This is a genomic window from Luteimonas sp. gir, from assembly GCF_037198055.1.
In the GTDB taxonomy this organism is placed as follows: domain Bacteria; phylum Pseudomonadota; class Gammaproteobacteria; order Xanthomonadales; family Xanthomonadaceae; genus Luteimonas; species Luteimonas citri_A.
Map to the genome: position 1 here is coordinate 69,741 of NZ_JBBAXQ010000015.1, position 13,435 is coordinate 83,175.

The following is a 13,435-nucleotide window of genomic DNA, read 5'->3' on the forward strand; positions in this document are numbered from 1 at the left end:
CTCCCCGCCTGTCGCGGCGGGCGCGGCTCAGGCCTGTGCGGCCATCGCGCGGTCCTTGCCGGCGCGCTTGGCGCTGTACATCGCCAGATCGGCGCGCTTGAGCAGCGACTCCAGCGTTTCGCCCGGGCGGCGCAGGGCGACGCCGGCGCTGAAGGTGATCACGATGCGGGTCTCGTCGTGGACGACCGGCCGGTGCGCGAGCACGGTACGCAGGCGCGCGAGTGCGGCGAGGGCGTGGGCGAGTGTCGTGGCCGGCATCAGGATCACGAACTCTTCGCCGCCGAAGCGGCCGAGCACGTCGCTGTCGCGCAGGGTGAGGCGGGCGACATCGACGAAGTGGCGCAGCGCGGCGTCGCCACCGAGATGCCCGTGGGTGGCGTTGAGGCGGCGGAAGTCATCCAGGTCCACCAGCGCCATGCACAGCGGCCGGTCTTCGCGTGCGCGCAGCGCCTCGCGCTCGAACGCCTCATCGAAGCCGCGCCGGTTCAGGCAGGAGGTGAGCTCGTCCTCGCGCGCCAGGCCGGCGGCGTCGCGCAGCTTCTGCTCCAACTGGTGGATGCGTCTTTCACTTTGCTCGACCTCCCGCCGCGCGGCGATCAGGTCGTCGCGTGCGCGCAGCGCCTGCGCTTGGATCCGGCCGGTGTCGTCGAGCACCTGGTCGAGCACCGTGTTGAGGCCGGCGATGCTGCGCGCCTCGCGGATCCGTTGCGCGTGCCCGGCCAGCCGGTCCTGGTACTCGCCGGTATGCATCGCCATGCCGTCCAGGCGCTCGACGAAGGTCGACATCATCGTCTTCATCGCGACCTTGGACGCCTCGATGCCCTGTTTGAGCACGCCCTGCCGATAGATCACCTCGCGCAGTTCCGCGCGCGCCTCCTCGATCGCGCCGCGGTCCAGCGGCCCGGCGAGCAGGCCGCGGATCTGCGCCAGCTGTCCGTGCAGCCAGCTCTTCTCGTCGAGCAGTTCGCCGATGTTCTCGAGCAACAGATCGAACAGGCCGATCAGCAGCGCGACCTGTTCCTCGGCGGCCTCGGCATGCACATCGATACGGCGGCACAGGTCGGTGAGCCGCAGCGACAGGCGATCGAGATCGGCTGCGCCGGCTTCGGCGGCGCGGAAGGCCCTGGCCAGCGCGAGTGCTTCTTCCGACAGCGCCGGTTCGTTGCGCAGCAGCGCCGCGAGGGCGATCCCGAGCGTCTGGCGCAGCAGGTCGCGCAGGCGGACCGACGGGTCGGTGGCCGACAGCGCCGGCGTATCGAGATCGACGAAGCGGATGTACTTGTCGATCAGCTGCCGCATCGCGCGGCCATAGGCCGGCCAGTCGCCATTGGCGCAGGCCGATTGCAGGTACTGGCCGAGGCTGCCGAGTTCGTCGTGGAGTCCGGCAACGCCATCGGCGAAGGCGATCAGCAGCGCATGCGGCTCGTGGGCCTGGGCGAACAGCGCCACCAGCGCCTCCGAGCCGATCGCGCCCTCACGCCCGCGCGCGCCGGTCGGACGCACGAGGGAATCGGACGGATTGGACGGTTTCCGCATGGAGGCCACGTCATCGAAAGGCAACCGGGGGCGTCACGCGCCCGAGGGCGCGGCGGACTGCGACTGATCGCAAGCGATATCGGCCGTGCGGCGACGAACTTGAGTGCGTGCCCCACGCGATGCGACTTGCGCCTTCCCCTGCAACGTGGGGGAGATGCCAGCTTTGACTCCTTCCCCCGCCATGCGGAGGAGGCACCAGCTCTCCGGTGTGTTTGGCTCCTTCCCCCGCAACGCGGGGGAAGGTTGGGATGGGGGCGCTTGTGCGCGACAGCCCATGCCCCCACCCGGCGCGCAATGCGCGCCGACCTCCCCCGCGATGCGGAGGAGGTAACGCCCGGCTGCCCTGGCGCCTTCCCCCGCAACGCGGAGGAGGTACCAGCTCTCGCGGTGTGTTTGGCTCCTTCCCCCGCAACGCGGGGCATTGCGCCCTTTACGGGTGGAAGGTTGGGATGGGGGTGCTTCTGCGCGACAGCCCATGCCCCCCACCCGGCACGCGATGCGCGCCGACCTCCCCCGCGATGCGGAGGAGGTGCTGCGCGCGCGGTGCCGCAGGATCAGTACTTCGGCACGCCGCCGTCGACGCTGTCGCTCCAGGCGTCGATGCCGCCGGTGACGTTGTAGACGTGGGTGAAGCCCTGGTTGCGGAAGTGCTCGGCGGCCTGGAGGCTGCGACCGCCGTGGTGGCACAGGAACGCCAGCGGGGTGTCCTTGGGGAGCGCCTGCAGGCGCTGGATACCGTCGCCGTCGAGGACTTCGAACGGACGCGAGACCGAGGCGGTAGCCCGCTCCTCCGGCGGCCGGACATCGACCAGCGTGAGCTTGCCGGCGGCGATCCGGTCATCCGCTTCGGTCGGCGCGATCTCCTGGACCGTCTTGGGCGCATTCGGGTTGTCGATGACCAGGCCGCGGCCGCGGATGTCGTCGGCGAAATCGATCGTCAGGCCTTCGGCGCGGCGCGCGCTGGCCAGGTCGAACTGCACCAGCAGGCCGGCGACGTCGCTGACGATCGCCGACGGGTTGCGCGGCGCCAGCTGCAGGCGGGCCCGGAAATTGCGGTCGATGTCGATCTGCAGCGCGTAGTCGCCGCCGGCATCGGCCAATGCCTTGGTGATCATCTCGCGCGCGGGCTGCGTGATCGCGATCGTCGGCGGCGTGCGGTCCGGGGCCTCGACGCCGAATAGCCCGTGCAGCTCGCCGCTGCCGGCCATCTGCTCGATGATGTCGCTGCCGCCGACCAGTTCGCCGTCGACGTAAAGCTGCGGGATGGTCGGCCATTCGCCGTAAACCTTGATGCCTTCGCGGATCTCGCCGTCTTCCAGCACGTTGACATGGGCGTAGTCGACGCCGACCGCGTCGAGCGCGGACACGGCCTTGGCCGAGAAGCCGCACTGCGGCGCCATCGGCGAGCCCTTCATGAACAGCACGGCGCGGTTGCCCTGCAGCAGGGTCTCGATGCGGGTGCGGAGGGCGGGATCGAGGGACATGGCAGAACATCCTGGAACAGGCGGGAAGACCGACATGGTAGCGCGGGGCCGCCCACGCAAGCCCGCGACCGGTGGTCGCGCCGGCGGAATGCTGCGGTGCGCGGCGGGCGCGATGGCATGATGCGCGCCATGTCGCCGCATCGTCCGCCCCGTTGCCCGCACCTGTGGCTGCCGCTGGTGCTCGCCTCCCAGGCCGTGATCGCGTGGGTATGGTGGCAATGGGGCTGGCAGGTCGGGTTGCCGCTGCTGCTGGCCAGCCATGCGCTGTGCCTGTGGGGCGTGCTGGCGCCCGGCTCGCGGCTGTACGGGCCGGTGCTCCGGCGCCTGCCCGAAGGCGAGGCCGGGGTCTGGCTGACCATCGACGATGGCCCATCGGACGACACCCGGCCGCTGCTCGACCTGCTCGATGCGCACGCGGCGCGGGCGACGTTCTTCCTCGTGGGCGAACGCGCGGCCGCGCGTCCGGCGTTGGTGCGCGAGATCGTCGCGCGTGGGCACGACATCGGCAACCACAGCCATCGGCATCCGCAGGCCATGTTCTGGGCACTCGGGCCGAGGCAGATGCGCCGCGAAATCGCGGATTGCCAGCGCACGTTGACGACGATCGCCGGGCGGGCGCCGGTGTGGTTTCGGTCGGTGGTCGGCCACAGCAATCCGTTTGTGCACGCGCCATTGCGCGACGCCGGCCTGGCGCGCGTGGGCTGGAGCGCGCGCGGCTTCGACGCGGTAGAGAGCGACGCAGCGAAGGTCGTCGCGCGCATCGACGCGGATCTGGCGCCGGGCGCGATCGTGTTGCTGCACGAGGGCGCGCGCCACGGCCGCAACGTCGAGATGGTCGCCGGGGTGCTCGCGCGGTTGCAGGCCCGCGGGCTGCGGACCGTGCTGCCGACTGCGCCGACGGAAGGAGCCGACGACCTCGCGCGGTGAGGATGCCTGGTGCGTTCCGTGGTGGGGAAGGTGGCGCGTGCGCTGTGCTGCTTTGCTCCTTCCCCCGTTTACGGGGCATTGCGCCCTTTACGGGTGGAAGGTTGGGATGGGGGCGCTTCTGCACGACGGCCCGTGCCCCCACCCGGCCCGCGACGCGTGCCGACCTCCCCCGCGAGCGGGGGAGGTGAGCTGTGTGGTGAAGGTGCTGGGGCCCTTTCCCGCGTTATTGGGAAGGTGATGCGTGCGCTGTGCTTTTGCTCCTTCCCCCGTGTTACGGGGGAAGGTTGGGATGGGGGCGCTTGTGCGTGACGGCCCGTGCCCCCACCCGGCCCGCTATGCGTGCCGACCTCCCCCGCGGGCGGGGGAGGTGAGTTGCGCGGGGATGGTTAGCAGTTACTCGTTCCGGCCCGCCAAAGCATGGCGGGCGTTCGTCGCCGCGCGCGGCATGCCGCGCAAGCAGCGGCTACTCATCCGGCCCGCTGTAGCACGGCGGGCGTTCGTTCGCGCACGAAGCAATGCTTCGTCAACGCGCTCACTCGTTCCGGCCCGCCAAAGCATGGCGGGCGTTCGCAGCCGCGCGCGGCATGCCGCGCAAGCCGCGGCTACTCACCCAACGTCAGCAGGGAGGCGTTGCCGCCGGCGGCGGTGGTGTTGATGGTGACGGTCTTCTCGGTCGCGAAGCGCGGCAGGTAGTGCGGGCCGCCGGCCTTGGGGCCGGTGCCGGACTGGCCCTGGCCGCCGAACGGCTGCACGCCGACGACGGCGCCGATCTGGTTGCGGTTGACGTAGATGTTGCCGACCTTCGCGCGCTGGATGATCCGCTCCACGGTTTCATCGATGCGCGAGTGGATGCCCAGCGTCAGGCCGAAGCCGGTGGCGTTGATCGCGTCGACGACCGCGTCGAGCTGGTCGCCCTTCCAGCGGATCACGTGCAGCGCAGGGCCGAAGTTCTCGCGCGTGAGCTGCGACAGTGATTGCAGTTCCCAGGCGCGCGGGGCGAAGAACGTGCCGTGCTCGGTGCCGGATCCGAGTCGGGCCTCGGCGATCGGCTTGGCCGCGCCCTGCATCCGCGCAGCGTGCTCGTCGAGCAGCGCCTTCGCGTCGGGATCGATCACCGGGCCGACGTCGGTCGACAGCAGCGCCGGGTCGCCGACGGTCAGTTCCTTCATCGCGCCGGCGATCATGCCGATCACCTTGTCGGCGATGTCGTCCTGCACGTACAGCACGCGCGCGGCCGAGCAGCGCTGGCCAGCGGAGGTGAAGGCCGAGGCCAGCGCGTCCTTGACCAACTGCTCGGGCAGCGCCGAGGAGTCGGCGATCAGCGCGTTCTGGCCGCCGGTCTCGGCGATCAGCACGCCGATCGCGGCATCGCGCGCGGCCAGCGCGCGGTTGATCGCGCGCGCGGTGTCGGTCGAGCCGGTGAAGGCGACGCCGGCCACGCGCGGGTCGGAGGTCAGCGCCGCGCCGACCGTCGCACCGTCGCCGGGCAGGTATTGCAACACGTCCTTCGGAATGCCGGCTTCGTGCAGCAGCTTCACCGCCTCGAAGCCGACCAGCGTGGTCTGTTCGGCGGGCTTGGCGATCACGCTGTTGCCGGCCGCAAGCGCCGCCGCGATCTGGCCGGCGAAGATCGCCAGCGGGAAGTTCCAGGGGCTGATGCACACAAACACGCCGCGGCCCGACAGCTGCAGCGCGTTCGACTCCCCGGTCGGGCCGGGCAGCGCCTCGGGCACGAACGCCGTGCGCGCCTGGCCGGCGTAGTAGCGCAGGAAGTCGACCGCTTCGCGGACTTCGGCGACGCCGTCGGGGATCGTCTTGCCGGCCTCGCGGGTACACAGCGCGATGAACTGCGGCATGCGCTGCTCGAGCAGGTCGGCGGCATGCTCGAGGATCGCCGCGCGCGAGGCGACCGGCGTGGCATCCCAGCCCGGTTGCGCGGCGACCGCGTTGGCCAGCGCGCGCTCGACCGTGGCGGTGTCGGCGGCGGTCCACTCGCCCACGCGTACGCGGCGGTCGGCGGGATTGGTGACCTCGGTCTTGGCACCCGTCGCTGTGGCGCCGGGCACCAGCGGCGTCGCCGTCCACGTCGTCGGCGCGCTGCGGATCTGCTCGGCGAGCGTGGCGAGCTGCGCGTCGTTGGCGAGGTTGACGCCCATGGAGTTGCTCCTGTCGAAGGACTGGCTGCGGTAGAGGTCGACCGGCAGCGGAATGCGGGGATGGGGAATGGACGAAAAGCCGGCGACGACCTCGACCGGATCGCGGATCAGGTCGTCGATCGCGACGTCCTCGTCGCTGATGCGGTTGACGAAGCTGGAGTTGGCGCCGTTCTCGAGCAGGCGGCGCACCAGGTACGGCAGCAGGTCCTCGTGCGAGCCGACCGGTGCATACACCCGGCATGGCACGTCGAGGCGGTCGGCCGGAATGACCTCGGCGTAGAGGTCGTCGCCCATGCCGTGCAGCTTCTGGAACTCGAAGCGGTGCGGCGTGCCGGCGGTGCGCGGCCCCAGTAGTGTGCCGGCCAAGCGGTGCACCGCGGCGATGGTCTGCGCGTTGTGGGTGGCGAACATCGGGTAGATCGCGTCGGTCGCCGACAGCAGGCGGCGTGCGTTGGCCTGATAGCTGACGTCGGTGTTGGGCTTGCGTGTGAACACCGGGTAGCCCGGATGGCCCTCGACCTGGGCGCGCTTGACCTCGCTGTCCCAGTACGCGCCCTTGACCAGGCGCACCGGGATGCGCCGGCCCAGATCGCGGGCGAGCGCGGCGATCCAATCGATCACGAACGGCGCGCGCTTCTGGTAGGCCTGCACGACGATGCCAAAGCCTTCCCAGCCGGCCAGCGACGGTGTGCGCAGCGCGGCCTCGATGACGTCCAGCGACAACTCCAGGCGGTCGCTTTCTTCCGCGTCGACGGTCAGGCCGATGCGATAACCCTTCGCGCGCTGGGCCAGTTCAGCCAGCCGCGGTGCCAGCTCGGCCAGCACGCGCGCGTGTTTGGCGTGCTCGTAGCGCGGATGCAGGGCCGAGAGCTTGACCGAGATCGACGGCGCGGCGATCTCGTCGCTGACGCTGCCCGCGCCATCGCCTTGGCGATGGCTGGAGGCATGGCTCTTCCCGATCGCGTCGATCGCGTCCTGATAGGCCTTCAGATAACGGTCGGCATCGCGCTGGGTCAGTGCGGCCTCGCCGAGCATGTCGAACGAATAGCGGTAGGCGGCGTTAGCACCCTTGCGCGAGCGCGTCAGCGCTTCGCCGATGGTGCGCCCCATGACGAACTGGTGGCCCATGATCCGCATCGCCTGGCGCACCGCCAGCCGGATCACCGGCTCGCCGACGCGCCCGACCAGCCGCTTGAACGCGCCGTGGACGTTGCGCTTGGTCTCGTCGGCCAGGTCGACCAGCCGGCCGGTCAGCATCAGCCCCCAGGTCGAGGCGTTGACCAGCACCGAGTCCGACTGGCCCATGTGCTTCTTCCAGTCCGCTTCGCCGAGCTTGTCGCGGATCAGCTTGTCGGCGGTGTCCTGGTCGGGAATGCGCAGCAGTGCCTCGGCCACACACATCAGCAGCACGCCTTCCTCGCTGCCGAGGTCGTACTGCTGCATGAAGGCTTCGATCGCGCCGCGGTCCTGGGCGCGCAGGCGCACCCGGCGGACCAGGTCGGCGGCGGTGGCCTGGATCGCGGCACGGTCGGCGTCCGGCTGCCGCGCCTGCGCGAGCAGTTCGCGCACATGCAGGGTCTCATCGCGCGTCCAGGCGTCGGTGATCGCCGCGCGCAGCGGCGGGAGAGGAACCGCCGCGAAGGCGGGGGACGGGCTGGCGTTCAAGAGGCGCACCGGCGGGAACAGAAGCTGAATTCTAGGGCGCGCGCCCGTCGCATGATAGGCCGGGTGGGGCGGAGTGCGATGGCGGTTGGGAAACGTCCGGGGCGGCCGTGCCCCCACCCGATGCCTGCGGCATCGACCTCCCCCGCGGGCGGGGGAGGTGATGCGCCACGCACGCTTGTCTCCCTCCCCCGCATCGTGGGGGAGCACGCACGCTTGTCTCCCTCCCCCGCATCGCGGGGGAGGGCTGGGGAGGGGGCGCTGCTCTCGGCAAGCCCAAGCCCCCACCGATGCTTGCGGCATCGACCTCCCCGCGCTGCGGAAGAGATGATGCAGCAGGCACGCTTGTCTCCTTCCCCCGCATCGCGGGGGAGGGCTGGGGAGGGGGCGCTGCTCTCGGCAAGCCCAAGCCCCCACCCGATGCCTGCGGCATCGACCTCCCCCGCGGGCGGGGGAGGTGAGGGCGCGTTCGGCCTCGTCGGGCGCGACGTTACCGATCCTCCCCGCGCGCGCGGGGAGGTGACAGGAGCAGTTATCCACGTGTAATCGGTAGCGCGATCCTTCCGCGTGCGGGGGGAGGTAAGTGCGCGCGGTGGGGGCTTCGCACCTTTCCGTTTACGGGACATTGCACCTTCGCGGGTGGAAGGCAGGGATGGTGGCGCTGCTGCGTGACGGCCCATGCCCCCACCCGGCCCGCTACGCGTGCCGACCTCCCCCGCGGGCGGGGGAGGTGGCGCCCTTGCGTATTCATAATAATGCGATGCCGACGGCGTGCAGGTCGCGACGCTTGGTGCCCTGCGAGGTGCGGCCCGTCGGCATCGGTGTCGGGGGACGCGAATGCTGCGTCGCAGCATGAAGCGGCCGCGAGAACGGCGCTGCGGCGCGGCTGAAGCGCGCAGACTGCGACAGGTTGCCGCAGCAGAGCGCGGACAGCTAACATTCATTCGTTATCGCAGTACGCCGCCGCTCCTGCGCAGTCGTTCCGGTGCCCCTTGGGCCGGGCGAGGACGGACGCGTTCCCGCCAGACAACGCCAGCTCAGGCATTGGGGTTCGATGTGAAGCAAGCCGGTCGTTTCAAGCTGTGGATGTGCGGGCTCGCCACGATGGCGCTGTCCGCAAGTGCATTGGCGCAGTCCGCCGATCCCAAGCCGTGGCAGCTGAACATGGGGCGCGGCGTCACCGCCTCGTCCCAGCACGCCTACGACGCCCACATGCTCGCGCTGTGGATCTGCGTGGGCATCGGCGTGCTGGTGTTCGGCGCGATGGCGGTCGCGATGTTCCGTTTCCGCAAGTCGCGCGGCGCAGTCGCGGCGCAGTTCACCCACAACACCACCGCCGAGATCATCTGGACGGTGGTGCCGATCGTGCTGCTGGTCATCATGGCGGTGCCGGCCACGCGCAAGCTCATCGCCATGTACGACACCCGCGATGCCGAGATGACGGTCAAGGTCACCGGCGTGCAGTGGATGTGGAAGTACGAGTACATGGGCGAGGACGTGACCCTCACCAGCCGCCTGGACCGCGAGAGCGACCGGCTGCGGCAGAACCGCGACACCACGCGCGCCGAGCTCGATGCCCACGGCCATTACCTGCTCGACGTCGACAATGCGCTGGTGCTGCCGACCGACACCAAGGTCCGCTTCGTGGTCACTGCCGACGACGTGATCCATTCGTGGTGGGTGCCGGCGCTGGGCTGGAAGCAGGACGCGATCCCGGGCATCGTCAACGAGGCCTGGACCGAGATCCTCGAGCCGGGCATCTATCGCGGCCAGTGCGCCGAACTGTGCGGCAAGGACCACGCCTTCATGCCGATCGTCGTGCGCGCAGTGCCGCGCGCCGAGTTCGACAGCTGGCTGGCCGCCGAGAAGGCGCGCAACGCGCCGCCCGCCGCCGATCCTGAGCCCGCGCCGGCCCAGGCCGATGCGGAGGCCGTCGACGCGGCCGCCGCGCAGACCCCTTCCGCCCCCGCCGCACCCGCGGCCGGCTGATCGCTCGAGGTTCAATGCCATGTCGACGACGCATACCGCCACTGCCGACGCGCACCACGACGATCACGCCCATCGACAGGGCTTCGTCCAGCGCTGGTTCTTCTCCACCAACCACAAGGACATCGGCACGCTGTACCTGCTGTTCTCCTTTGTGATGTTCATCATCGGCGCGGGCATGAGCGTGATCATCCGCACCGAGCTCGCCTCGCCGGGCCTGCAGCACGTCAGCCCGGTGTTCTTCAACCAGATGACCACCATGCATGCGCTGGTGATGATCTTCGGTGGCGTCATGCCCGCGTTCGTCGGCCTGGCGAACTGGATGATCCCGCTGCAGATCGGTGCGCCGGACATGGCGCTGCCGCGCATGAACAACTGGTCGTTCTGGATCCTGCCGTTCGCGTTCACCCTGCTGCTGATGACGCTGTTCATGCCCGGCGGTGGCCCGGCCGGCGGCTGGACGCTCTATCCGCCGCTGTCGCTGCAGGGTGGCAACAGCGTGTCGCTGACGATCTTCGCGATCCACATGATGGGCATCAGCTCGATCATGGGCGCGATCAACGTCATCGCCACGATCCTCAACATGCGCGCGCCGGGCGTGGATCTGCTGAAGATGCCGATCTTCTGCTGGGCCTGGCTGATCACCGCGTTCCTGCTGATCGCGGTGATGCCGGTGCTCGCCGGCGCGGTCACGATGCTGTTGACCGACAAGTTCTTCATGACCTCGTTCTTCAACGCCGCCGGTGGCGGTGACCCGGTGATGTACCAGCACATCTTCTGGTTCTTCGGGCATCCCGAGGTCTACATCATGATCCTGCCGGCGTTCGGCATCGTCAGCGAGATCATCCCGACCTTCAGCCGCAAGCCGCTGTTCGGCTACCAGGCGATGGTCTACGCCACGGCCGCGATCGCGTTCCTGAGCTTCATCGTCTGGGCCCACCACATGTTCACCGTGGGCATGCCGCTGGGCGGCGAGATCTACTTCATGTTCGCCACGATGCTGATCTCGATCCCGACCGGCGTGAAGGTGTTCAACTGGGTCTCGACGATGTGGCGCGGCTCGCTGACGTTCGAGGCGCCGATGCTGTGGGCGGTCGCGTTCGTCATCCTGTTCACCATCGGCGGGTTCTCGGGCCTGATGCTGGCGATCGTGCCGGCCGACTTCCAGTACCACGACACCTATTTCGTGGTCGCGCACTTCCACTACGTGCTGGTCACCGGCGCGTTGTTCTCGATCATCGCGGCGACCTATTACTGGTGGCCGAAGTGGACCGGGCGGATGTACAGCGAGTTCTGGGCGAAGGTGCACTTCTGGTGGACCATCGTGTTCGTGAATCTGCTGTTCTTCCCGCAGCACTTCCTGGGCCTGGCCGGCATGCCGCGCCGCATCCCCGACTACAACGTCGTGTTCGCGGACTGGAACCTGATCAGCTCGATCGGCGCGTTCGGCATGTTCGCCACGCCGTTCCTGATGTTCGCGATCCTGCTGCACTCCAAGCTGCGCGGCGCACCCGCGGCCGCGCGGTCGTGGGAAGGCGCCAAGGGCCTGGAGTGGACCGTGCCGTCGCCGGCGCCGCACCACACCTTCGCCAAGCCGCCGGTGCTCAAGCCCGGCGACCTGGCGCACGACGACATCAGCCACTGAGGCCATGGAGCTGCGCGCCGCAATGCCCACGCCCGATGCCCACGATGACCTGGCCGCTCGCCGCCGCCGCGCGCGTCGCACGGCGCTGACGATCGCGGTGGTCGCGCTGTGCATCTATGCCGGCTTCATCCTGCGCGGCGTGTTGCTGGCATGAGCGCGCGCCGTTCGCTGGGCATCGGCAAGCTGGTGGCGGTCTCGGTCGCCGCGTTCGCGTTCACCTTCTCGCTGGTGCCGCTCTACCGTATCGCCTGCGAGAAGGTGTTCGGCATCCGCCTGGAGAACAGCGCGGTCGCAGCGCCCGCGCAGTCGGCTGCGGGCGTGGAAGACCGCTGGGTGACGGTGGAGTTCGACGCCAGCGTCAACTCGCACCTGCCCTGGTCGTTCCGGCCCAACCAGACCCGCATGCGCGTGCGTGTCGGCGAGCAGTACGAGACCACGTACTACGCGCACAACGACAGCACGCATCCGATCGTCGGCAGCGCGACGCCATCGGTCGCACCGGCGCGGGCCTCGGGTTTCTTCCAGAAAACCGAATGCTTCTGCTTCACCGCACAGACGCTCCAGGCCGGCGAAACCCGCGACATGCCGGTCCGCTTCATCATCGATCCCTCGCTGCCGCGGGACGTCAACACGGTCACGCTGTCGTACACGTTCTTCAAGAACGATGTGCTGACCTCGCGGCTGGTCGCCAATGCTGCTCCGCCGCGCGACGCGCGTCTGGCTGCATCGCCGTAAGCGTTCCGCTCCACTTTTCGATACCGCGCCGCCACCCGGATACCGCCATGGCCCACGTGAAGACCGAACACCAGGATCCCAACGTCTACTTCGTGCCCCACGACAGCAAGTGGCCGCTGTTTGCGTCGGTGGCGCTGTTCGTGACGATGCTGGGCCTGGCCAGCTGGTTCAACGAGGCCAGCTGGGGCCGCACGACGTTCTTCGTCGGCATCGCCGGCCTGGCGCTGATCCTGTTCAAGTGGTTCGCCGACGTCGTGCTCGAGTCGGTGTCGGGCTACTACAACAAGCAGGTCGACGTGTCGTTCCGGATGGGGATGGTGTGGTTCATCTTCTCGGAGATCATGTTCTTCGCCGCGTTCTTCGGCGCGCTGTTCTACGCCCGCACGCTGGCGTTGCCGTGGCTGGGCGGCGAGGGCTCGGGTGCGATGACCAACTCGGTGCTGTGGGACGGCTACAGCGCGGCGTGGCCGACTGCCGGCCCGGGCGGCGTGGGCGGGGTGTTCCAGACCATCCCGGCCTGGGGCCTGCCGTTGATCAACACGCTGATCCTGCTGGCCTCGGGCGTCACGATCACGATCGCCCACCACGCGCTGCGCGCCGCGCACCGCACCCGGTTGCTGGTGTTCCTGGGCGCGACGATTGCGCTGGGCTGCGTGTTTCTGTTCTTCCAGATCGAGGAATACGTCCACGCCTACCGCGACCTCAACCTGACGCTGGGCTCGGGGATCTACGGCTCGACGTTCTTCATGCTCACCGGCTTCCACGGGGCCCACGTCACGCTCGGTACGATCATGCTGATCGTGATCTGGCTGCGTTGCTTCCGCGGCCACTTCACCAGCGAGAACCATTTCGCTTTCGAGGCGGTGGCCTGGTACTGGCACTTCGTCGACGTGGTGTGGCTGATTCTGTTCCTGTTCGTCTACGTCGTCTGAGGACGGCGCGGACGAGGGAGATGGGCGAATCGTGATCGGAGAGAGCGGGCGGCATGCCCGTCCGCCGTTGGCCGATCACCCATCTGCCATCGGCAATGACCGATGATCGCGCTCGGTATCAGCCGTAGACGCCGTGCGGCTTGATCCACCCCATCCAGATCGCCAGCAGCACCAGCGCGATCAGGGCCACCGACAGTCCGATGCGGCGGGTGAGGGCATTCACGGTCCGGTTGCTGCGGCCCTTGTCGTTGAGCATGTAGTACAGGCCGGCGCCGAGGTTCCACAGGATCAGCAGGACGAAGCCGATGATCAGCAGCAGCTTGAGCGACTCGTTCATGACCATCACGGACTCCGTGGCACCAGGGGTATGAG

The 13,435-nt window shown here is 69.1% G+C and carries 10 protein-coding genes; 6 read left to right on the forward strand and 4 right to left on the reverse strand.

The annotated features are described in order from the left end of the window. Positions 1-27: 27 nt before the first annotated feature. Positions 28-1,503, reverse strand: a complete 1,476-nt coding sequence (locus WAF18_RS15960) for a diguanylate cyclase (protein WP_337245986.1) — start codon at positions 1,501-1,503, stop codon at positions 28-30. 587 nt (positions 1,504-2,090) lie between these two features. Then, positions 2,091-3,020: a Grx4 family monothiol glutaredoxin gene (grxD, locus tag WAF18_RS15965; RefSeq protein WP_337245987.1), complete on the reverse strand. Its 930-nt coding sequence runs from the start codon at positions 3,018-3,020 to the stop codon at positions 2,091-2,093. A gap of 129 nt (positions 3,021-3,149) precedes the next feature. On the opposite strand from grxD, the gene WAF18_RS15970 reads away from it, so the two are divergent. Further along, positions 3,150-3,947, forward strand: a complete 798-nt coding sequence (locus WAF18_RS15970) for a polysaccharide deacetylase family protein (RefSeq protein WP_337245988.1) — start codon at positions 3,150-3,152, stop codon at positions 3,945-3,947. Positions 3,948-4,549: 602 nt separating this feature from the next. Here WAF18_RS15970 and putA read toward each other — a convergent pair. Then, positions 4,550-7,777 carry a bifunctional proline dehydrogenase/L-glutamate gamma-semialdehyde dehydrogenase PutA gene (putA, locus tag WAF18_RS15975; RefSeq protein WP_337245989.1) on the reverse strand — a complete coding sequence of 1,076 codons (3,228 nt, stop codon included), beginning with the start codon at positions 7,775-7,777 and terminating at the stop codon, positions 4,550-4,552. Between the two features lie 1,092 nt (positions 7,778-8,869). On the opposite strand from putA, the gene coxB reads away from it, so the two are divergent. The 5 genes from coxB to WAF18_RS16000 are packed head-to-tail and all read left to right on the forward strand — an operon-like array spanning position 8,870 to position 13,063. Beyond that, entirely contained in the window at positions 8,870-9,754 is an 885-nt protein-coding gene (gene coxB, locus WAF18_RS15980; protein ID WP_337245990.1) for a cytochrome c oxidase subunit II, read from the forward strand. Between the two features lie 19 nt (positions 9,755-9,773). Then, a complete protein-coding gene (gene ctaD / locus WAF18_RS15985; protein WP_183427275.1) occupies positions 9,774-11,396 on the forward strand; it encodes a cytochrome c oxidase subunit I in 1,623 nt (540 codons plus the stop codon). 4 nt (positions 11,397-11,400) lie between these two features. Further along, complete coding sequence (locus WAF18_RS15990) at positions 11,401-11,550, forward strand: hypothetical protein (RefSeq protein ID WP_183427366.1); 150 nt, start codon at positions 11,401-11,403, stop codon at positions 11,548-11,550. Continuing rightward, the gene (locus tag WAF18_RS15995) at positions 11,547-12,131 is read left to right on the forward strand and encodes a cytochrome c oxidase assembly protein (RefSeq protein WP_337245991.1); all 585 of its coding nucleotides are present in this window, start codon (positions 11,547-11,549) and stop codon (positions 12,129-12,131) included. The genes WAF18_RS15990 and WAF18_RS15995 overlap by 4 nt, the downstream gene beginning before the upstream one ends. Positions 12,132-12,178: 47 nt before the next feature. Further along, positions 12,179-13,063, forward strand: coding sequence for a cytochrome c oxidase subunit 3 (locus WAF18_RS16000; protein ID WP_183427273.1), 885 nt, complete (start codon positions 12,179-12,181; stop codon positions 13,061-13,063). Positions 13,064-13,181: 118 nt separating this feature from the next. Here the strand turns inward: WAF18_RS16000 and WAF18_RS16005 are convergent, their stop codons facing one another. Further along, positions 13,182-13,400: a twin transmembrane helix small protein gene (locus tag WAF18_RS16005; RefSeq protein ID WP_183427272.1), complete on the reverse strand. Its 219-nt coding sequence runs from the start codon at positions 13,398-13,400 to the stop codon at positions 13,182-13,184. Between the last annotated feature and the right edge of the window lie 35 nt (positions 13,401-13,435).

Coding starts and splice junctions, on each gene's coding strand:
- grxD (WP_337245987.1), bottom strand. CDS start 3,020: ATGTCCCTCGATCCCGCCCTCCGCACCCGCATCGAGACCCTGCTGCAG.
- WAF18_RS15970 (WP_337245988.1), top strand. CDS start 3,150: ATGTCGCCGCATCGTCCGCCCCGTTGCCCGCACCTGTGGCTGCCGCTG.
- coxB (WP_337245990.1), top strand. CDS start 8,870: ATGGCGCTGTCCGCAAGTGCATTGGCGCAGTCCGCCGATCCCAAGCCG.
- ctaD (WP_183427275.1), top strand. CDS start 9,774: ATGTCGACGACGCATACCGCCACTGCCGACGCGCACCACGACGATCAC.
- WAF18_RS15990 (WP_183427366.1), top strand. CDS start 11,401: ATGGAGCTGCGCGCCGCAATGCCCACGCCCGATGCCCACGATGACCTG.
- WAF18_RS15995 (WP_337245991.1), top strand. CDS start 11,547: ATGAGCGCGCGCCGTTCGCTGGGCATCGGCAAGCTGGTGGCGGTCTCG.
- WAF18_RS16000 (WP_183427273.1), top strand. CDS start 12,179: ATGGCCCACGTGAAGACCGAACACCAGGATCCCAACGTCTACTTCGTG.
- WAF18_RS16005 (WP_183427272.1), bottom strand. CDS start 13,400: ATGAACGAGTCGCTCAAGCTGCTGCTGATCATCGGCTTCGTCCTGCTG.